This window comes from Blautia sp. OF09-25XD (assembly GCF_003482095.1).
Taxonomy (GTDB): Bacteria; Bacillota; Clostridia; order Lachnospirales; family Lachnospiraceae; genus Fusicatenibacter; species Fusicatenibacter saccharivorans.
In genome coordinates, this window is record NZ_QUMG01000006.1 from 151,248 (window position 1) to 171,181 (window position 19,934).

Here is a 19,934-nt window from a genome sequence, read left to right on the forward strand (position 1 = left end):
TAAATTCAGGTCGGATTTTGAAAAAATCCTTGATTTTCAAAGGTTTTCAGCACTATTTTCGTCACCTGCCGTGGCAAACGAAATACACAGTTATCATACTCCTAAAATTCCTTTCTTTTGCACATTATCCCAGAAGATTTGTTCTGTCCGGTCTTACATCATCTTCATCCCGGAAGAAAAACTCGCTGTAATCGTCCGTGTCAAAAATCTCCAGCAGTTCTCTCATATTCCAGATCAGATTGGCAGTCGGAACATCTTTCCGGTCGATCCAGAAGACGCGGCCTTCTTCGGATGATTTTAATTCTCCTTCGAATTGATCTGTTTTGTACAGCAGAACAAGATATCTCGTGCCGTCCTTCTCGATCCAGTCCTTTACGCCGCACAGCTTTGGATTCTTTATGGTCAGCCCTGTCTCTTCTTTCATTTCACGAATGACCGAATCCTGCAGCGATTCATTTTTCTCTACATGGCCGCCTGGAAAAACCAGGCCGCCCGGATAAGATGTGCCGCACTTTTCCTCCACCAGAATTCGTGTTTCATCGCAGATGAGGCACATGCTTGTCAATTCTACTTGTGATTTACGATTCAAAATGATTTCCTTCCTTGTTCTTATCTTGTTTTTTCTTCGCTCTGATTTATCTTTTTACAATTTCTTGCATAAAATTGAAACTTATTTGCCACTTCATTTAAAGATCCGACTGCATAATATCCATCTTTATTTTTTCCAACACAGCCAATTAACGGCGATTCTAAAAAACGGAGGATATCTTCGATCTCATCCAGCCCGGGGGTTATCGAGAATCTTTCATCGTCTCTTACCGTTCTGTAAATTTCACGGGACGTAAGAACTCCTTCTGTCACTTCGTCCTGGCTTTCACTCACAAGACATCCCATGATCGCATCAACCAGCTGCCCATATCGTTCTGTCTGGTTTCTTGCCTCATCCAAAACACTCAGATCGACAATACCCGTCTGTTCAAAGATTTTTTTATAATTTTCACCTGTAAGTGGAATTTCTGCCTGATTCCGAATCATCTGTTCCATGATATCCACATCAAGAAGTGCTACTTTATGTTCCCGGCATCGGTTAAACAGCCGTTCTCCCCGGAAGGAACAGCCGACAATCGCTGAATAATCCGCATGATGGAGCTTCCGGTGTTCTTTCAAGGTATCAAAATCAATCATTTCTTCTGTAACATTTCCGGACTGCGTAGATTTCGCATCCACAGCAACCACATAAGACAGCTTCGGCGCCGTCCTTGCTTGAATCAACACATCCGTCTTTCCTGATCCGCCAAGCCATGCCGCCTGAAACCCAAGATACACAAAAGCGGATTTGATTGCTTTTTCAAAACGATCCGGATTTGCGGAATCCCTGCTGGATAATCTCAGCTCTGTAATCACACTTTCGCAGAGGTCTTTTTGCAGTTCCGCACCGCTTTCTGTCTTTCTTTCCTCGTCCTTTTGAACCGCATTCACAACCGTAACAGAAAACTCATCCAGTAATTTTTCCCCTCTTGCCGTCACCCCGTATTTATCGTTATCCACATAATACACCAGCTTTGCTGACGACAGCAGAATCAATCGCTTTCTAATCTCATCAATACTTTCTCTTTCAAATCCGTACGACACTTTTGCAATAATAGAGAGTGTTTTCGCGTTTTTCGGTTCTTTGCGCAATTCAGCCAGCAGTTCATAAACAAATAAATATCTGGCATTCAAACACGCAATCAAATCGACTGGTGATTGTTTCTCCATCCATTTTCTTCCGAGCTCAGATGTCATGTACATTGTTCTGCTGACCCGGTCAATAAATCCGATTTTTTCCAAAAAGGATAGAAACATATTGGAAGAAGAAACGGCTATCTGATAATTTGTCTGGGAATATTCCCGAATATGCTCAATCGAAACAGCCTGGTTCATCAATTGGAGATATGTACTAATCGTTGTACAGGCATCCATCATTTTTCCCGGCATATAGCCGATTGCCATCCTCTTTTGTTCTAACGGAACCGCCTCCAGCATTCTGGCCCACTCTTCCATGGGTAATGCATCTTCCTGTATAGTTTCATCCTGTTCTTCCTCAAGATCGGAAGGCAACACAATATCAATCTGCCTGAGAAATTCTTCTCCTTTTTCCGTCAGATGGTATTCCAGTTTGTATTCTTCAAAATAAACCATCTCCACATCTCGGAACCATTTGATTCTATTATGAATCTCGGAATATGTTTTCCAGCTTAGATGGTAGCTCTCTGCAATCTTTAAAAGCTGCTGTGATGTTTTCGGCAAATTCAGGGAGAACAGAATTTCTCCCATAAATACAATCGATGAGCAAAGCACTGCCGTAGAAAAGAAACTGTCCCGCTTCTTTAAAACAGTTTCTCCCAGCTCCGTTAAAGACCACCTCTGTTTTTCTTTGTTGACTAGACCGATTGGCCGAATCCATTCGCACATACGTCCCAATGTGGCAGTGCTGTCGCTTCCTTTGATTTCAGGAACCGTATTTGGCGATTGTCCCTCCTTTACCATTTGTAAAATCGTATACAATGTTTTTTCCAGACCATCGTCCCCACCGGGTAATTTCGGCATACTAAATGCTTTTTGCTTCCATTCTCTGTTAACTGGATATTCCTCATTTCTCATTCGTTTTCCTCCGTTATTTGTGCAACTGATACAAACCGGTTTATGGATACCTTTTCATATCCTTCCCTTAATCTGGTTTCTGTTTTTCAAACACGCTCTCGAAACTTCATACCGCAAAATCTTAGATATATGATAACACATACCCAGATTATTTTGACAAATATTTTTTAATTCTTCCATTTCATATTATTTCTGTATTCTTTTGTACTTTTTTTCAATTTTATAAAAAAACAGATTGCTCTCACGCCTTCTGGCCAGTCCCCGTAACCATATATTTTCTGGTTTCAGGGGCTACCGATTCTCTCTGCGTAAAAGCAACCTGTTTTTATTTTCTTTCTGTTTCAGATGCATCATTTCCTACAGACCTCAATGCATCTCTTTTTCTTCTATTAGAAGTTCTCTTTAGAATCCAATTCCAACCGCAATCAGAATCGTGATAATCGCGCCGATCATCGGAATGCCAAGGAATTTCCACATAAATTTAATCCAACTGGACCATTCGATTTTCGCGATGGCCAGAGAACCGATCAGACAGCCGGAGGTTGGAACGATTAAGTTCGTGAAAGCATCTCCAAGCTGGAATGCCAGAACAGATGTCTGACGAGAAACACCCAAAAGATCTGCCAGCGGAGCCATAATCGGCATCGTAATTGCAGCCTGGCCGGAGCCGGATACAACAAAGAAGTTGAAAACAGACTGGAAGAGATACATAATAACCGCTGCGGCTGCACCGGAAAGACCGGAAAGCGCGTTGGAGATTCCGTACATAATGGTATTAATCACCGTCGGTGTCGTCGGATCGGAGCCTCCAAGCACCTGCATGATGCCCTGCGCCATGGCAACAACGAGTGCTGCACCAATCAGGTCTTTCGCACCGTTTTTAAAAGAAACAGCAATATCATTCACTTTCATATCATTTAAGTATAAGAGGGTCAGACCCCAATGTCTCTCACACGCTTTCTTTTATACTCTGCGGGATGCTTTTAATCCTCGATTGCTGCCTTACGGGCATTGATTGCCTTTATCACATCCATATCAAACTTGGGTTTACGTTCATAGGTATACAGACCGTTTAACTCCTGCTCCACATCATACAGCTGAGTATAGCAGAAGGCAAACATATGGGGATTGTCCAAAAGGGCATCGGTCAGTCCCTTATATCGGTTCAGGAATTCCTCCTTGGTAGCAGGACCTGCACCATAGCCCCAGCCATCCTTTTCAACACCTTCCTCGTCCCACTTGATACCGCCATACTCACTGATGAAGGTAGGGATACCCTTTACAGGTGTCTGCCTGTAGCCATGATTATCTTCCAAATCACCTCCCTGTTTAAAGGACTCGTAGATTGCTGCAAACTTTGCCGGATCCTGCTCATAATTGTGTAAGTCATAGATGTCCGTCACCACATGATAATTTCCGCTGGTATCAATGCAGGGTCTGGTGGTGTCATACAGCTTTGTCATCTTATACACATTGGCCAGTAAGCTGTCATCCTGCCTTCTTCCCTCATAATCCCATGTCTCATTAAACGGACACCAGCCGATGATGGCGGGATGGTTGAAGTCTCTCTCCAAGGCTTCCATCCACTCAGGCAGGAAATATTTTAGTGCTGCGGGATTGCTGTAATCCAGTCCCCAACAGCCCTGCTCGCCCCATACCAGATAGCCTGCTTTATCGCAGTGATACAAGAACAGAGGCTCAAATACCTTCTGATGGAGTCTTGCGCCGTTGAAGCCTGCAGCCATGGACAGTTCCACATCCTTGACAAGTGCCTCCTCTGTAGGCGCTGTGTAAATGCCATCCGGATAGAAGCCCTGATCCAGCACCAGTCTTTGGAACACGCTCTTATCGTTGATGAGGAATTTCTCTCCATCCAGTCTTACCTCACGCATACCAAAGTAGCTTTCTACCTTATCTTCTCCATAGGTTAATGTAAGGTCATACAGTCTGCCATGACCCGGCTCCCACTTTTCCAGACGGGACAAAGGAAGTGTCATGGTAACGGTGCCGCCCTCTGACTTTGCGCTTACGCTGCCACAGGGCTCTCCCCCATAAAAGGCCTTTGCTTCCAGTGTGCCCTGCCCCTTTACTACCGCCTTAATTCCCAGAGTTGCCTCTGCCAGGTTTGGATAATATTGCACTTTTTCAATGTAGCTTTCCGGTACCCACTCAAGCCATACCGTCTGCCAGATACCTGTCGTTCTGGTATAATCACAGCCTCTGGAGTAGAAGAAATGACTCTGCTTTCCCTTGGGCTGCTTTCCGCTTCTCACATCATCTGCTGCAAAAAGCGTAATGTCATTTTCTCCTTCCTTTACAAGCTTTGTAATATCAAACGTAAAGGAAACATAACCGCCCTGGTGTCTGCCTGCCTCTACTCCATTGATCCATACTCTTGCATCATAGTCCACTGCGCCGAAGTGTAAGAGAAGATCTCCCTTCAGCTCCTCCCCTGTCAATGTGATGGTGCGGTGATACCATACGCCGGGGATAAAGTCCTTATAGCCGATTCCGCTCAGATCACTTTCCGGGCAGAAGGGCACCAGGATCTTCTTCTCCCAATCTGTCTTTCCTTCCTGCCATTTCTGATCTATGCCGCTGCATCCAAAGTCGAAGGAAAAATCCCATTCTCCATTCAGGTTTTTCCAATGCTCCCTCTTCATCTGGGGCTGGGGATGCTCCGGTCTGGGTATTTGTGTCATAATTTTGTCCTCCTGTGATCATTTATTTGGGTTGATTTCATTTTTATTTTATATGGTGAAAGCCATAGTTGACAGGCTTACTCCTTTTTACTACAATGCTGTTATTACATTATTGCAATTTGCTTTCAAAAAATGGAGGAACCACCATGCCTCAGGAAATTACACGCACACAGATTGAAAAATACACGGTCTACACCGGCCCTACCGCGGAAAGCTTTTCTCCCATCATGGCCGGTATCACTTACCCGGATCCTGCCTATGAGATCCTGGTTTATCGCAGACCCCTGTGTGTGTTTGAATACGTTTTAAGCGGTCGTGGACATATCGAGCGAAACGGCAGTATCCTCACTGTAAATGCCGGCGATGCCTATATCCTTACTGCCGGCACCTACCACCACTACTATTCAGACAAAGTTGATCCCTGGACCAAGATCTGGTTCAATGTCAGCGGCAGTCTGGTACAGCATCTTCTCTCCGATTACGGCTTAGACGGTGTCACCCTGATCCCCCGCTTCCATAACGAAACACCTCTGACCCGGATCCTTGATGCCTTTACCGCCGACCCTGTACACTCTGCTGACAAGCTGGCTGTACTGCTCCATCAATATATTCAGGAGCTGGCGGATTTTCTGGCAAACAAAGTTCCCATCAATCCTACTGCACTGGCGATCCGCAATTATATCGATATGCACTTAACAGAAAGTCTGTCCTTGGATCATCTGGCAGATACCGTTTCCCTGTCCCGCTCCAGGCTCATCCACCTGTTCCAGGAGGTATATCATGTTGCTCCCTACCAGTATTACCTGTCCCAGAAGTACAAGCTGGCCCAGTCCATGCTAAGCCGCACCACTCTTCCTGTTTCTGCCATCTCCACACAGCTTGGGTTCTTAGACCCTCACCACTTTTCTTCCTTTTTCAAGAAACAGTGCGGTCTGTCCCCGGTTTCTTACAGAAAACTCCACACAGCGCCTGGGAATTTTCCCACCTAAGTATTATTCTTTCTAAAAATGGAACCAAGGCAACGAAACTACTTTTTTAAGTACTTTCATTGCCTTGGATTATAGTGCATTTTCTTTCTGTTTACGATACAAAATACAGCTAAAAAGGTATGAATTATTGCTACTACATATTCGGTTTACGTTTACCATTTGGGCTTCAATTTGATTTGCAATCTCACCCACCTAATCGCCTGATCAAGTTTCTGTTCGTAGGCTCAAGAACTTTGCTACACCACTTCCTCCATCCATACCGTTACTGATACCGACTTGTGGTTCGCTACACTTGGCGGTAAATACCCGTGACTGGACTTGCACCAGCAAGATTAGTGCCATGCTCGGCACACAAAATGACTGCCCCGCCTGCTCAAATGCAGGCAGAACAGTCATCTGATCTTTTTATTCACTTTTTATGAAACAAATTTTCCAACGATCAGGCAGATTACAATCGTAATCACCATATCCGGCAGAGTGTTTCCCAGCGGCATGTCGATGTTCATCAGAATTCGGTATGCCACAAATCCAATCACCCAGATGATCAGATTCGGAATATGTACGGCCAGGCTGCTCTTGTCCCGTTTCAGCAGGAAAAAGTCGGCAATCTGGATTGCGATCATCGGTGCAAAGACCGAGCCGATCAGATAGAGGAAATCTGTGATGTTGTCCATCGGATATACAATCGCTGCGATGGTTCCAATGACGGTGACAACGATGGCCACATGCTTTCCATTCCATTTGCTTACGACGGTCTCGCTGGAAATTCCTGCGGAGTAGGCATCCAGAAATGTCGTTGTTACTGTTGAAAATACAATAATCAGAAGGCCCGCAATGCCAAGGCCTGCCTTCAGCATGATCTGCGCGATGTCATATTCTCCGGTGATGATCGCTGCTCCCATTCCAATCACATACATCCAGCAGCTGACGATTCCATAGACAACCGCGCTGATGGCCGTTGCTTTGACCGGTTCTTTTGCTTCTCTTGTGTAATCGCTGATCAGCGGCAGCCAGGATAACGGCATCGCAACCGCAAGTTCTACTGCTGCACCGAATGTCATACTGTCATCCGATGGTGCTCCTGCTCCGCCTCCGGCAAAGATGACCTTGCTCAGGATCAGGCTAAGCAGAAATAATGCTGCCATGGCAACCGTGTTGATTTTACCAAGATTCGTGATTCCGATCACAATCCATAGAATAATCAGGACTCCGATCACAAGGCACCAGATCCATCTGCCGTATGCATTACGCCGTCTGCGGCGAGCGCTCCGTCATAGATCATGATGGCGGTCCAGCCAACGAGCTGCAATACATTCAGGACAGCAAAAAGGATGCTTCCCTTCTGTCCAAAACTCATTTTTACGGTTTCCATGGCACTTTTTCTGACCCTGCCGCCGATCACGCCCGCCAGAAACAGCATCAGGCATCCGATGATATGGCCGATAAGAATCGCTGCCAGACCTTTTCCCATGCCGAGCGGTGCAAGGTAGGTTCCGGTCAGGATTTCGGCAATCGAGACACCTGCCCCAAACCAGATCAGGCCATTCTCGAACAGGCCGGTACGTTTTTCGTTCATTTTCATGTTCCTCTCTTTGCTTATATTTTCATACCGGAAACCATTTTAGCACAGAAGGGAAAATGCGGCAATGAATTTACTCTATCCGTTCATCTGACTCCCAATCTTTCTCCAATCATCCCAGCTTTTCAGACCATTCTGCTTCCTTAAAGCCGATCAGCACGGTATCACCATCGATCAGCAGCGGGCGTTTCACCAGCATACCATTCGTGGCAAGAAGCTGCAGCTGTTCCTCTTCGCTCATGGCAGGAAGTTTGTCCTTCAGTTTCATTTCTTTATAAAGAAGGCCGCTGGTATTAAAGAACTTTTTAAGTGGAAAGCCGCTCTTAGAATACCATTCCTTTAACTCACCGCAGGTTGGATTCACATCCACGATGTTGCGCTCGGTATATTCTATTTTCTGTGCATCTAACCATTTTTTCGCTTTCTGGCAGGTTGAGCATTTTGGGTAACATATAAATAATATTTCTCCATCTCCAATCAAATATAATTTATCCATAATCCTGTATCTTTTGCCGGAATCATTTCAGCACAGGAACGGAGGATCGGCAATTATTTTCCTTCTTCCAAGATCAATTCCAGCACCTTCATCAGCTTCGGAATCCAGCCCATCTATCTTATATAGACGAGCTGTTTGGGCTCTTTTGGTCTTTCCTTTTTCACAATTATGCAATAATAATCTATAACTTTGCACATACCAAATCATACAAAGCACTCATAAGTTCTTCCCCGTTCCGGCATTCTGCGACCATCGAAATAACCGCATTCTTGTCCGGAAGGATCATAGAAATCTGAGAATATTTTCCATCCGCCCGATAGGAATTGTATTCTCCTCTCCAGAAAAGATAACCATAATTGTCTGTATCGGATGCTGCTGTACTTTCTTCTATCCATTTTTCGAATAAAATCTGTTTTCCATTCCATTTTCCTTTATTCAGGTAAAACAATCCGAATTTATGAAGTTCAGAAAGTGTAAGGAACAATCCACCTGCGCCAAAACTGTTTCCAAGAGGATCCGTCTCCCATGTCGGCCGCTTGATTCCAAGATGTTTAAAAAGCCTTGGTGTAAGATAAGAGACCAGATCGCATCCGGAACGTCTCTGTACAAGAATGCCTGCCAGGTAGGGACCAACATTATTATATACAAAATGTGTACCTGGCTTATATTGAAACGGAATCGCCAAAGACATTTTTACCCAGTCATCCTCCTGGTATAATGGCCGCTGTTCTCCCATAAGGCTGCCCTGTTCCTGTCCTAAACACATCGTAAGCAGGTCTCGAACCGTTGCCATTTTCAGATTATCATCGATCACATCGGGTAAATCTTCGGGAAAGGCATCCGTCAGTTTTTCATCTAAAGACAGTAATCCTTCCTGGACAGCAAAACCAACTGCACAGGATGTGAAGCTCTTCGTTGCAGATAGATATTTCTACGGCATTCGGGTTCGCTGTACCATTCATTTATGAGGTCGCCATCTTTTGTGACCTTTATTCCAAGAACGTGAAAGGTTTTTGCAGCTCCTATAAAATCAGATATGTCCATAGCTAGGTTCCTCCTTTATTTTTACTATAATAATTTGTAGTATCTTTGCCATGTTGTCTTTCTGAAATTTTTATAAACCTATGTATATTTCCTCCTCATCAACCACTTCTGATCAATACATTTCACCTCACCATCAAACCGAATATGAAGATGAACTCCACCAGATCTCAGATTAATCTTTTCTATGATTCCATCTCCGAATTTCGGATGTGTGATATTGTCTCCAATTTTATATTGAACAACTTCATCCTTCTGCTTCTGTGCTTTCTGCTGGCGCTGATACGTATCTCGAATCGGCACTGTCTTATCATGAATCCGGCTTTTTAATACTTTATCATAGTTATGATCCAACAGCGCCTCTCCTGCCTTATAATAAGGTGTCGGTGCTGCACCTATAAGAGAACAACAATATTTCCACGCACTTCCATGTGTTCCAGCCTGCCATTTATACTTCTCAGGTATCCGCATATTGTACTGCATGTAATGCGCATATTCATGCTTGAATAAATCGATACGGTCCTCTTTTGACAACGGATTGTTGACTCCATACGCAACAAAGAGCAGGGAAAAATGAAAATGTTCCTTTTCATGAGCACTCTGCCTTGTATAGGATCCCAGAGAATCGGTCTCAAATCCAAATGTTACCGGTATTTTTGCTCCATTCAAATGAAATTTCCGGTCCAGTTCCTGATATAAATTCTGAATTAATGCTGTCAAAATTGGGATTTCTTTCTGCAGCCGCTGGCGTAAAAACTGGTTTTCTTGATCATAATAAGTCATTCTTTCATGTTTCCTCCCAGCTTTTCTATTGCCACTTCTTCCATATCTCCGGCTGATAACCGAGCGTAGAAAGTTTTCCATTTCTGACCACTGGTGTCTTAATTACAGATGGATTTTCCATCACTTTCTGAAGCTTATCCTCATCAGCAATGTATTTAATCAAAGCTAATAAATCCTTGTCTTTGCCATCCCAATTAATCATATTTTCCAGTCCACCATTTGCCTGAGCTACAGAATTAAATTCTCCTTTGCTCATGCCTTTTTCCTTCATGTCTACGAACTGGTACTTGATGCCGCGCTCTTTGAAAAAACGCTCAGCTTTCTTTGTATCGTTGCATTTCTTAGTTCCGAATATTTGTATGTTCATTGTAATGTTCCCTTCTAGCTCCAAAATTATATTTAATTCTTCGGATTATCCCTTTCGCAATAAAGCACTATAACAACTGTGTCATTAATCCTCAATAACCAGTACCTTCTCACCCTATCACATTTCCGAGATAATCACACCTTCACTTAAAGCGACTTGATTCCATACTTTACAGATCAGTTCATACTTATTTCAACTCACATCTTTCTGGAATACGACTGTAAGAAGATCCAACTTTACAAATTTCTTTTTTCTATTTTCTAGATTTTTTCTTCAATATATCCCGTTTTCTGTAGTAAACGACTCTTCCATCGTATCTGATATTTCCTATACGCACTGGAATGTATTTCCTGTGTTTTACATTTATTCGCAACAATTCGGTATTGCAATTGATATTCCACTAGCTGAGACCGCAAAGCATTTTCCGTTGCCTCTAGTTGACTGGCAGCCTTCACAAGATCCGATCCTTTTAATTCAATCAAATATGCTGTCTTGGAGGTTTCGTTCATAAGAAGATAATCACATCTGTCACCTGTCTTAATTACTTTTCCGTCTATCTGATAATGTGTTACTTCCGAATTTGAAACATTATTTGCTTTATGATATTGTGAATTCCCTTTATCTCGAGAAACAATCTGTTTCGCATTTTTGCCACATAAAGATATAAATCCGTTTAACGGCATTAGAACACCACACTTTCTTCATTGGTAGTCTGTAGTTCCAGCAATCGTTCAAAATCTTCATTAATTACTTTAGAGATTTCGTCAATTTTTTCATTTTGAATCATATGAATATCTGCATCCATACAATTTTCAATTGTTCCATTTTTTACAAACCAAGAATCAAATGCATTATAATCCAGCCATAAAGATTCCCGAATAATTTTGTTTGCTTCTTTTCTCGCCTGTGGCGAAATCGTTTTTGCATATAATAAATTATTTAACGTTCCCAATACATACGGGCTATGTGTTGTCAGTACAATCGAATGTCCGCAGTTATTGACTAATGCAATCAATTCCGTAATATATTTCTGTGATTCCGGAAACAAATGTGACTCCGGCTCTTCAATAATAAATAGAATTTCTTTTTGTTGAACTAAGTAGTAAAACAATAGATTCAAAATCCAGACACATTCCTGCTGTCCCGAAGACGAAAAGTTTATCTTTACATATTTCCCATCCTCTAAAACAATCTGTTCTTCTCCATTGCTATAACGGTAAGTTCCACGCAGTATTTTCTGAGTTAAATCCAGTGCCTGCGCCACAAGTCGCGGTGACAATCCAGAACGCCCCGATGAATAAGCTAAGCCCTGCAGCCCCTCTGAAAATTCTGGTTTTAATCGAAGTATCCTCTCCAGGTAATCTTTTGTGCAGGTATCCAAAGATCTTTTCTGCATATCATCCATTGTGGCATAAATATAACTCAATTGCTGAGAAAGTAGCGTAATCATACTGCGTCCTGCCGGAATATAGACGACAGAACAAGAATCCTCAAAAATCTCATATAAATTCTTTTTAAAAATCCTCAGATCCTCTTCAGAGATTCCCAATGGTGTTACAGAAAGTGTATGGTTATTTGCTTTCAAAAAACGAATCAGTTCATTACTCATCGTGATCCAAATGTAGTTTGGTGTAGAATATCTGCTATCATTTTCCAAAGAAATCTTAACATAGCATGTCTTAGTGAAATGATATTCCATGTACATGTCGTTTGGCATGCCCCATGATGATCCAAAGGTTCTTAAAAATTTTTCACGCAAATAATTTTCAAGAGCTTTTCTCAAAGTAATTCCATGTTCTATACTAAGAGTACTTTTCGCTCCATATACAGGTGTCGCATCCAATGCCTGCGATTTTGCAAGCTCGATGATATCATCTTTAATTGTTCTAAAATAATAAATTGCTTTGGCAATTGTACTCTTTCCAGATGCCTGAAAACCCGTAAAGTTCATAAATTGGGAACACTCCAGTTCACAGGTCTCAACAGGACCGAGTTTGTTGATAATTAATTTTGGCAATGTATGTTACTCCTTGTCTCATTTATAATAGTTATTGGTTTAATTGGGTTTTGAAAAACATTTTTCCTCATCATATTCTTACATGAAATCTAGCTAAAACATCATTCTTAAGGGATCATCACAAAATCTTTCCATAGATTTTTCTGGGCTAATATGATATATTTATGTTTTCTTTAGATTTTTTTATTTTCTCTTTCGAGTACCAGACCCCAATGTGTACATGAGTAAGTCCGGCATACGGACATACCTGGTGTTGTAATACTGCTTGCAGGCTTCCATACCAAAGGCACATGCCATATATGTTTTGCCACAGCCTGTTGCACCGGTAATAAATAGATTCCGGTGTTCAGATATATATTCGCAGGTTGCAAGTCGCTTTATCAGTTCTTTGTTTAACCTGCGTCCAGAAGTATAGTTGATATCCATGATGCTTGCTTCCGGCTGATCAAATCCAGCGTTGCGGATCAGACGCTTCTGGCGGTTATTTTTTCGCTTGCTGTATTCGATATCCACCAGCATTCCGAAGCGATCCTCAAAAGGAACTTCTTTGAATTTAGGATCGTCAAGCTGGGTGCGGAATGCATCTGCCATTGTGGTAAGACGCATTTCAATAAGTTTATCTATTGTACTCTGATTTGTCATATGTGATTACCTCCGATAGTAGTCTGCACCTCTTGTGATGCCGTGTGCTTTACGTGTGGTCTTGGACTCAGATGATTCCGATTCTGTTTTTACAGAACCCGTTACAAGGATGTTTTTGATACTCTTGTAACTGGGCGAGGATGTATAGGCCAAAGCCTTTTTACAGGATGCTTCAAGCAAAGCCTCTGAATATTTATCAGCAAGCTTTAGAAGTCCCATACAGCTCCGATACGTCTGTTGTTCCACTCGTTTGGAGGTCAGTATTGCATTGACCACAGTGTACGTATTTATGCCAATCCGCTTAGCCCATTTACGGAAACAGTCGCCATTCCACTCCAGATACTTCTGGTGGTCTTCCGGCATATGCTCTGTAATGGTACTGTACTGCCCAGGACGTCCTTTCAGACGCCGATGGGAAGCAATGCGGTTATGACTGTAAAAAATTTCAACGGTTGTATCTGTTATCTTTACATCAACTTTCTTTTTGATGTATTCATACGGAACTGAGTATAGCATTCCGTCCACAGATATGTGATAATTGAACTGAACAGTGGCTGTCTTCCAGTCACTCAGTTCAAAACGGGTTGCAGGTAATGGCGCAAGAAATGGCTTTTCATCTTCAAGGAATAAGTCTAACCGGCTGCCCTCTTTCTTTTGAAAGAGTTTTCGGTTGAATTGCTCCAGCTTTTCTCTGATTGCACGGTTTAATTCGGCAAGAGAAAAGAACTGCTCATTACGGAGTGCTGCTGTTATCCAGGTAGAGAGATTTCCTACCGTTCCTTCCGCATTTGGCTTATCCTTGGGTGCTCTGACACGAGCCGGAATGATAGCTGTGCCATAGTATTCTGCCATTTCCTGATAGGTTTCATTAATCTGCTGGTCTTTCCAGCCACCATTATGGACGACTGCAGTTTTGCAGTTGTCTGGTACAAGGATTCGGGCAACGCCGCCAAAAAACTCGTACATATGGACATGGGCGTTAATCCATGATTTCTGCTTCATATCCAGGAAGGCTTCTACATACGCATACTGGCTGTAGGTCATTACACCTACGAATATGTAAGCCTTTAAGATTTCACCAGTATCTGGATCGATGATTGTTGCAGGATCACCTGCCCAGTCGACCTCGACCTGTTCGCCAGGTTTGCGGTTGATATGCATGGTAGCACGTCGTTTCTGCTCATCCTGTTGGATGTGATAACAGAACTGTGAATACATGAGAGGTTCCTCGCCGTTAGCACGGCAATCCTCCATGTATTCCGTCCACAGGAGCTTTTTGCTGACTCCGTTACGGAGCAACTCCTTGCTGATGTAATCATAGTCCGGCATACGCTTGTTTTGTGATACCGTACTTTCCTTGGAAAACATAAGCCTTTGAAGTTCAACATCTGTCATGGATTCATCGAGAGGCCAGAAAAGCTTTAATTCTCTGGCACGTTTTTGAACTTTGACTACAGTTTTCTGAGCAACACCACAGCTTGCCATGATGTTGCGTTGAGAGAAGCCCAATCCGGTAAGCCGGATGATTTCTCGATACTTGGTCATAATCGTGACCTCCTTGTAATGAATTTACACTATAAAGTGTATATCTCCATTATAAGGATTTAATAACAAAGTGATTTCCTTTTTAGCGGAATAATGATTTCCTTTAAAACGGAACGGTGATTTCCATAAACCGGACAGGTGATGGACTTCGCTCCGGATTATTCAATAAATGCGGGCCTCCGACTACCTGCATTTCTTTTGCCATCCTTCTTTTGGTTGTCAGGCATACTTCCTGTTTACACACTTCAGGAAGAAAATGCAGGTTCTCTCCAGTTGATATATATTCCCTGTGTAACATGAATAGTTCCCACCAACGCCGCAGAAGTATGTAAAATCTCACCGTAACGATAAGTACATATGTTGCCTTCCATCCTGACCACGATGTCGGCCCTCTGGTTCTTTTGGGATTTCGGCGCTCACTAGCTATCCCTGTTACCTTGCTGTCTACGCTTAGCCTGCAGCGTTACCGCGGCAGACTCAAGACTCGCTTCAAATGCTGTGGTTAGCAGCTTATTTGATGGGGCTTCCACCCACCGGACTATATACCCTTAGCTGGACGCACGGTCAGACCCCGAGAGTCTCCAGACAAGCTAAACTTATCCCTCTTAATCGATACGCATTCCATCACGATAAATTTTCTGATATTTTTCTAAATTTTGTTCATACTATATTCGCGTGGTCAAGTACCCATATCAAGCTAATAAATATTATTATTTTCCCAGTTTTTGCGAAAGGGTGTCTAAAATATTTTGATTGAATTTTTCTGATAGAAACGATGTAATATCAGCAAGACGATTACAATACGTTACAGTTCCCATATCGGCAATACGTCTACTTTTACTACGAGGATATTGTTTTTCTATTCGTTCTTTTTCTTCATTCATAAGAAGTTTTAATTTTTCAATATATTCACATATTTCGTGAAGCGTTATTGTAAAGTCCATACCTAAAAACGAATTATTATCAGCTAATAATTTTTTCCAGTTAATTGGTAAAGGAAAATTGCTTGAATCTAGAATGATATGGGTGGATCCCTTAAATAAATATAACCATTTCAAACATTCAGTCAAATCTTTTCTAAATAATAAAAGATTATATATATCAGGACAAATAGCTGCTGTCGAGCATTCAGCAGTAGAATGAACAATGTTAACATGGGATTTTATTTCAGCATCCTTTTTCCAAGTTTTTAATAATTCTACAGTATATTTGTGTTCATCTTTATCAATTACAATGGAACAGTTTGAACACAGCCAAATGCCATTATCTATAGAACTTCTCTCTTCAGGTGTCATAGCAGCATTATAACGAGGCCCACCTGGTGCAGCTGCAGTTATATGAGCCGCAATTCCTATACTGATTGATTTGGAGCCTCCCTCTTGAGCTCCAACAGTTGGTTTTTGGCAATCTGGGTTTGAGCATCGATATCCCGCACGCTTGGCAAGCATATCTTTTACTTGCTGTGAAAAATCATCTCTATTTTTATTCATTGCATTCTCCATAAGAAATCAGTTTTGTTAATGTGCTCGTGGTGTCAAGTACCAGTATTCCATCAGCTGAAATATTGAACTTCCAAGGTACAAAGCTCATTTTAGGCGTGGTAAGTCTTAATTATTGAATAATGCCCCTTACTTTCAATATTTCAAAGTTTATCGCATCCTCAATATCGTTCCTCAGCATACGCATATTGGGATAAGCACCCTCTTTAATAACTTTTTCAAAAAACGATAAAACAGAATTATTTTCAATAAGCACTTTATCCTCAGCATCTATCTGTTCCATTAGCCCTGTATAACATTTTCTTGCAATTTTCAATTTATTATCTACGCTAATCGGATTAAAAATAACAACTTTAGAAAATCTTGAATAGATTGGTGTCCCCAGATACTTTTCCGCTTCTTCTTCAGTTCTGTAATTCGTAGTGCAAATAATAATACACTTGGAAACATCCACTGAATAATTCGAATCGACAAAAGTACCTTCATCAAACATTTGATAAAAAGCATTGTAGAATGAAGGAGATACCTTATCAAATTCGTCTAACAGTATAACATTAGATCTGCGTCTAATCAATTCACGAGCCAAGCTATCCTCACCATGATCGGCACCAAAAATGTACTGATAAGCACTGTTCGTCTGCTGCATTGAAAATTGGATTCTAACCATATCCGTACCTAGACACGAACTAATATATTTTGCCGTCTCTGTTTTTCCGATACCTGAATCACCCAAAAATAGAAGCGTAACTGGCCTTCTACGCTCACTATTCCGTAAAGCATAAATTGAAGCCAACGATTGCTTCATTACATGGGGTTGTCCTATTACAGCATCATTAAACCCTTCAGACATCTTACACATATCCTCTATTGTGATTTCAGGATATAAAGTCCGATGCTCTGTGATTATTTCTTTTTCGTAATTCTTTACAATATCCTCATAAATTTTTATCGGAGGATTGCAAAGCCATAGATTTTTAACATTAACTTTCAGATTACGCAAAACATTGTTAGAAAAGCCAAGAATTGCCCACTCTCTCACACCACCGTAATCGTCCGTGTGAACTAGAAGATTCTCTACTTCCATAGGTGGATCTTTTTTTCCACCTACACCTTCAATCTTTACGTCAGTCTTATTGATGTGATTAACAACGTCCACCAAGAAGTACTCACCTGTAAGTTTTTCAGTCGCTTCTTCGAAATCTTTGTCCGCTCCCCAATATATCTCTATTCTATCCATTATCCCTCCAACACCCCAGCTAACACAACATCGTATACATCAACTCCAGTAGCTGTAGAACTGTCTTCCAATGTAGAATCATAATTTACACGTTTAGACACTTTTGTAGTTCCAAACTCAAACTCTTTTTGAACCTGCAAATCAGACTTTTCAATTTTTCCCACATGGATCGCATAGTATGTAAGTCGCATCTTAGGTAAATCAGACATCGTATAGCTGTTTCTGAAAGCGCTACGATTAAATCTCAAAATGACATCCTTACCATCAACAGTAGCCACAAATTCATAATAGCCACGGCCTTTCTCTATGGCTTCCTCTATTTTAGTTATGTCAATTTTCATCGCTTCGCCATCGTCGGTCTTGAATGGTAATTCGCCATCAATCATGCTAAGAAAAGGAGCTATTAGCATAATATACGAAAAGGAATTTACTTCCGGTCTAACAACCACTTTAGGGAATACTTTAATACCGCTACAACGCTTATTCTTTGATCTGCGCTGGTCAGCATCAAGCAGAGCAATAAAATCTGCAAGCAGTGTATTTTCAAGAATATTTTTAGCAATCCTATCGGACTTTCTCGAAAGATCTGTATTTACACTCGCTTCTACATTGACTGTCGCACCACTTAAAAAAGTAAAGATTTTGGATAACGCATTTTTTTCAGTTCCTATGCCACCCTCTATACCCGCAGTTCCCTCAATTCCAGAGTTAACTTCAGTGATAAACTCTGTCGTCTTCTTAAGTTCACCACCTGCAATAATCTGCATGAAATCCGCAACAAATGCTTCGTCAAAATATACTATTTTCAAAAAATTTGTATTGTCCATAATTCTTTCTCCTTGCAAATTACTCAAAGCCAAAAACTTTATCACCCCTAAACTATAAGTGGTACTATTGTAAGTCCTCATTAACCAGTATCTTTTCATCCTACCACATTTCTGAGATGATTACCCCTAACATTTCCAATCATAAATTCGTACAATTTGTTCGGTTTGTACAGTTCGTTTCATTTTATCCAAGCGGATTATCTCAAAAACGCACTCCAAAGACTTTTTAGCTGGCCGCTTCCCCTCCATTCGAAACATGCTCAGAATCCTGAAGATTTTTCTAAGACCGTAATCACAATCCTATCATAAATTTGTGTATTCGCTGGATTAAGCATTTGTATCTACACTGATCCAGATGATTATACAATCTATTCTTATTTTTGATCTTTCGGCATCTCCTCCCTGGTCCACTTACCAGTTTTTAAATCAATGAATTCATCCAACTTGATCTTTCCCTCAAAATCAGCTCCATACTCACCTGCCTGGGTCTGGTCGTCAAATTTAAAGCTATTGTTATAATATCTACCTGTCTTGGTTTTACAAATCAGATCATTCCTAACCATAAACTGGATCACTCGCTTATGATTCGTTAATCCTCAATAACCAGGATTTCGGCGCTCACTAGCTAGCCCTGTTACCTTGCTGTCTACGCTTAGCCTGCAGCGTTGCCGCGGCAGACTCAAGACTCGCTTCAAATGCTGTGGTTAGCAGCTTATTTGATGGGGCTTCCACCCACCGGACTATATACCCTTAGCTGGACGCACGGTCAGACCCCAATGTGGTCAACTCACAAACGAGGGCACCAAGCGAGTGATTGATATTTACGTTTATCACGATATCTTTCTATAATAAATCTGAAATGCTCTGTTGAAGATCTATTATTTCTGCCGTATTAAAATGTATTACTATTCCATATGCAATGCAAATATAGTTTCCACTTATAGGATCAAATTTCACACCTGGTCCATAGATATTTCTGTTTCTTTCTCCAAAAACATCCTTGACTTCATCTGGCAAAACATTATAAACCGGACAACTAATTTGCAGCGTATAAAACCCAGCTTTCAAATCATTTCCATGATCGCTGAACCACTCGCTTTCGAAAGTACCGTTTTCAGAAAACGCTTTACACTGAGCCTGATAATTAATTCCTTTCAACGTAAGAAGTATCGGCGTTCCATTAGGAATGTTAGATGATACTCGAAACATCAGTCTTCCACCATACAATTCATCATCTAAAGAAGCCTTAATTTTTAATGCCCTTCCTTCTTCAGGATCTTTAGGCGCTAATTCTTCTGACAGTGGAAGGAGATCTCCCATTTCGACGTAATTGTCTTTGTAGTACCAACGCCCATGTTTTTGCCTAAATCCCCATGAGGATATATAATTATAATTCAGTTGATCAATTGTTGGATCAGAGAACTGAAATCCTTTATTTTTGTAATCAATTCTTGAATAGCTCTAAGCAAAGGAATTACAGGAATATGATATTGATTATAAGCATAAAGGAATTACAGGAATATGATATTGATTATAAGCATCCACATAAGGCATACACTCTATATCA

The 19,934-nt window shown here is 41.4% G+C and carries 18 protein-coding genes and 2 pseudogenes; 1 reads left to right on the forward strand and 19 read right to left on the reverse strand.

Annotated features, from left to right (window positions below):
- Positions 1-124: 124 nt before the first annotated feature.
- The 4 genes from DXA93_RS07175 to DXA93_RS07190 all read right to left on the reverse strand — a co-directional run bounded on the left by DXA93_RS07175 (position 125) and on the right by DXA93_RS07190 (position 5,345).
- Positions 125-589: an 8-oxo-dGTP diphosphatase gene (locus DXA93_RS07175; RefSeq protein ID WP_243037981.1), complete on the reverse strand. Its 465-nt coding sequence runs from the start codon at positions 587-589 to the stop codon at positions 125-127.
- 20 nt (positions 590-609) lie between these two features.
- Positions 610-2,643, reverse strand: a complete 2,034-nt coding sequence (locus tag DXA93_RS07180; protein ID WP_118594919.1) for a hypothetical protein — start codon at positions 2,641-2,643, stop codon at positions 610-612.
- Between the two features lie 402 nt (positions 2,644-3,045).
- On the reverse strand, positions 3,046-3,579 hold the full coding sequence (locus DXA93_RS07185) for an AbgT family transporter (protein ID WP_330416926.1): 534 nt from the start codon (positions 3,577-3,579) through the stop codon (positions 3,046-3,048).
- A gap of 47 nt (positions 3,580-3,626) precedes the next feature.
- The gene (locus DXA93_RS07190; RefSeq protein ID WP_119207966.1) at positions 3,627-5,345 is read right to left on the reverse strand and encodes a glycoside hydrolase family 2 protein; all 1,719 of its coding nucleotides are present in this window, start codon (positions 5,343-5,345) and stop codon (positions 3,627-3,629) included.
- Positions 5,346-5,491: 146 nt separating this feature from the next.
- Here DXA93_RS07190 and DXA93_RS07195 point away from each other — a divergent pair, with 146 nt between their 5' ends.
- Entirely contained in the window at positions 5,492-6,334 is an 843-nt protein-coding gene (locus tag DXA93_RS07195) for an AraC family transcriptional regulator (protein WP_158583279.1), read from the forward strand.
- A 416-nt stretch (positions 6,335-6,750) separates the two neighbouring features.
- Here DXA93_RS07195 and cytX read toward each other — a convergent pair.
- From cytX to DXA93_RS07270, 15 genes and pseudogenes are all read right to left on the reverse strand, one after another.
- Positions 6,751-7,910, reverse strand: a pseudogene (gene cytX, locus DXA93_RS07205) (putative hydroxymethylpyrimidine transporter CytX).
- Between the two features lie 115 nt (positions 7,911-8,025).
- Positions 8,026-8,409, reverse strand: coding sequence for an arsenate reductase family protein (locus DXA93_RS07210; RefSeq protein ID WP_330425624.1), 384 nt, complete (start codon positions 8,407-8,409; stop codon positions 8,026-8,028).
- Between the two features lie 181 nt (positions 8,410-8,590).
- Positions 8,591-9,274, reverse strand: coding sequence for a serine hydrolase domain-containing protein (locus DXA93_RS07215; RefSeq protein WP_243109174.1), 684 nt, complete (start codon positions 9,272-9,274; stop codon positions 8,591-8,593).
- Positions 9,265-9,453: a hypothetical protein gene (locus DXA93_RS18370; protein ID WP_243109170.1), complete on the reverse strand. Its 189-nt coding sequence runs from the start codon at positions 9,451-9,453 to the stop codon at positions 9,265-9,267. The genes DXA93_RS07215 and DXA93_RS18370 overlap by 10 nt, the downstream gene beginning before the upstream one ends.
- Before the next feature lie 78 nt (positions 9,454-9,531).
- Positions 9,532-10,233 carry a hypothetical protein gene (locus DXA93_RS07220; protein ID WP_118720585.1) on the reverse strand — a complete coding sequence of 234 codons (702 nt, stop codon included), beginning with the start codon at positions 10,231-10,233 and terminating at the stop codon, positions 9,532-9,534.
- A 25-nt stretch (positions 10,234-10,258) separates the two neighbouring features.
- Positions 10,259-10,600 (reverse strand): arsenate reductase family protein, encoded by a 342-nt coding sequence (locus DXA93_RS07225; RefSeq protein ID WP_055222169.1) that lies wholly within the window; start codon positions 10,598-10,600, stop codon positions 10,259-10,261.
- Between the two features lie 260 nt (positions 10,601-10,860).
- Positions 10,861-11,283: a hypothetical protein gene (locus DXA93_RS07230; RefSeq protein ID WP_118720583.1), complete on the reverse strand. Its 423-nt coding sequence runs from the start codon at positions 11,281-11,283 to the stop codon at positions 10,861-10,863.
- On the reverse strand, positions 11,283-12,617 hold the full coding sequence (locus DXA93_RS07235) for an AAA family ATPase (protein WP_118720581.1): 1,335 nt from the start codon (positions 12,615-12,617) through the stop codon (positions 11,283-11,285). Before DXA93_RS07235 ends, DXA93_RS07230 begins: the two co-directional genes overlap by 1 nt.
- Before the next feature lie 219 nt (positions 12,618-12,836).
- Positions 12,837-13,259: pseudogene (locus DXA93_RS07240) on the reverse strand (ATP-binding protein); the annotation flags it as partial.
- Positions 13,260-13,265: 6 nt separating this feature from the next.
- Positions 13,266-14,804, reverse strand: coding sequence for an IS21 family transposase (istA, locus tag DXA93_RS07245; protein WP_118720579.1), 1,539 nt, complete (start codon positions 14,802-14,804; stop codon positions 13,266-13,268).
- A gap of 710 nt (positions 14,805-15,514) precedes the next feature.
- The gene (locus tag DXA93_RS07250) at positions 15,515-16,294 is read right to left on the reverse strand and encodes a hypothetical protein (RefSeq protein WP_118720577.1); all 780 of its coding nucleotides are present in this window, start codon (positions 16,292-16,294) and stop codon (positions 15,515-15,517) included.
- Between the two features lie 121 nt (positions 16,295-16,415).
- Positions 16,416-17,540, reverse strand: coding sequence for an AAA family ATPase (locus DXA93_RS07255; RefSeq protein ID WP_118720575.1), 1,125 nt, complete (start codon positions 17,538-17,540; stop codon positions 16,416-16,418).
- Complete coding sequence (locus DXA93_RS07260; protein WP_118720573.1) at positions 17,540-18,367, reverse strand: DUF6414 family protein; 828 nt, start codon at positions 18,365-18,367, stop codon at positions 17,540-17,542. Before DXA93_RS07260 ends, DXA93_RS07255 begins: the two co-directional genes overlap by 1 nt.
- A 374-nt stretch (positions 18,368-18,741) precedes the next feature.
- Positions 18,742-18,930: a hypothetical protein gene (locus DXA93_RS07265; protein WP_118720571.1), complete on the reverse strand. Its 189-nt coding sequence runs from the start codon at positions 18,928-18,930 to the stop codon at positions 18,742-18,744.
- A 280-nt stretch (positions 18,931-19,210) separates the two neighbouring features.
- Entirely contained in the window at positions 19,211-19,687 is a 477-nt protein-coding gene (locus tag DXA93_RS07270; RefSeq protein WP_119207973.1) for a hypothetical protein, read from the reverse strand.
- Between the last annotated feature and the right edge of the window lie 247 nt (positions 19,688-19,934).

Coding starts and splice junctions, on each gene's coding strand:
- DXA93_RS07180 (WP_118594919.1), bottom strand. CDS start 2,643: ATGAGAAATGAGGAATATCCAGTTAACAGAGAATGGAAGCAAAAAGCA.
- DXA93_RS07190 (WP_119207966.1), bottom strand. CDS start 5,345: ATGACACAAATACCCAGACCGGAGCATCCCCAGCCCCAGATGAAGAGG.
- DXA93_RS07195 (WP_158583279.1), top strand. CDS start 5,492: ATGCCTCAGGAAATTACACGCACACAGATTGAAAAATACACGGTCTAC.
- DXA93_RS07210 (WP_330425624.1), bottom strand. CDS start 8,409: ATGGATAAATTATATTTGATTGGAGATGGAGAAATATTATTTATATGT.
- DXA93_RS18370 (WP_243109170.1), bottom strand. CDS start 9,453: ATGGACATATCTGATTTTATAGGAGCTGCAAAAACCTTTCACGTTCTT.
- DXA93_RS07220 (WP_118720585.1), bottom strand. CDS start 10,233: ATGACTTATTATGATCAAGAAAACCAGTTTTTACGCCAGCGGCTGCAG.
- DXA93_RS07225 (WP_055222169.1), bottom strand. CDS start 10,600: ATGAACATACAAATATTCGGAACTAAGAAATGCAACGATACAAAGAAA.
- DXA93_RS07230 (WP_118720583.1), bottom strand. CDS start 11,283: ATGCCGTTAAACGGATTTATATCTTTATGTGGCAAAAATGCGAAACAG.
- istA (WP_118720579.1), bottom strand. CDS start 14,804: ATGACCAAGTATCGAGAAATCATCCGGCTTACCGGATTGGGCTTCTCT.
- DXA93_RS07250 (WP_118720577.1), bottom strand. CDS start 16,294: ATGAATAAAAATAGAGATGATTTTTCACAGCAAGTAAAAGATATGCTT.
- DXA93_RS07255 (WP_118720575.1), bottom strand. CDS start 17,540: ATGGATAGAATAGAGATATATTGGGGAGCGGACAAAGATTTCGAAGAA.
- DXA93_RS07260 (WP_118720573.1), bottom strand. CDS start 18,367: ATGGACAATACAAATTTTTTGAAAATAGTATATTTTGACGAAGCATTT.
- DXA93_RS07265 (WP_118720571.1), bottom strand. CDS start 18,930: ATGGTTAGGAATGATCTGATTTGTAAAACCAAGACAGGTAGATATTAT.
- DXA93_RS07270 (WP_119207973.1), bottom strand. CDS start 19,687: ATGGGAGATCTCCTTCCACTGTCAGAAGAATTAGCGCCTAAAGATCCT.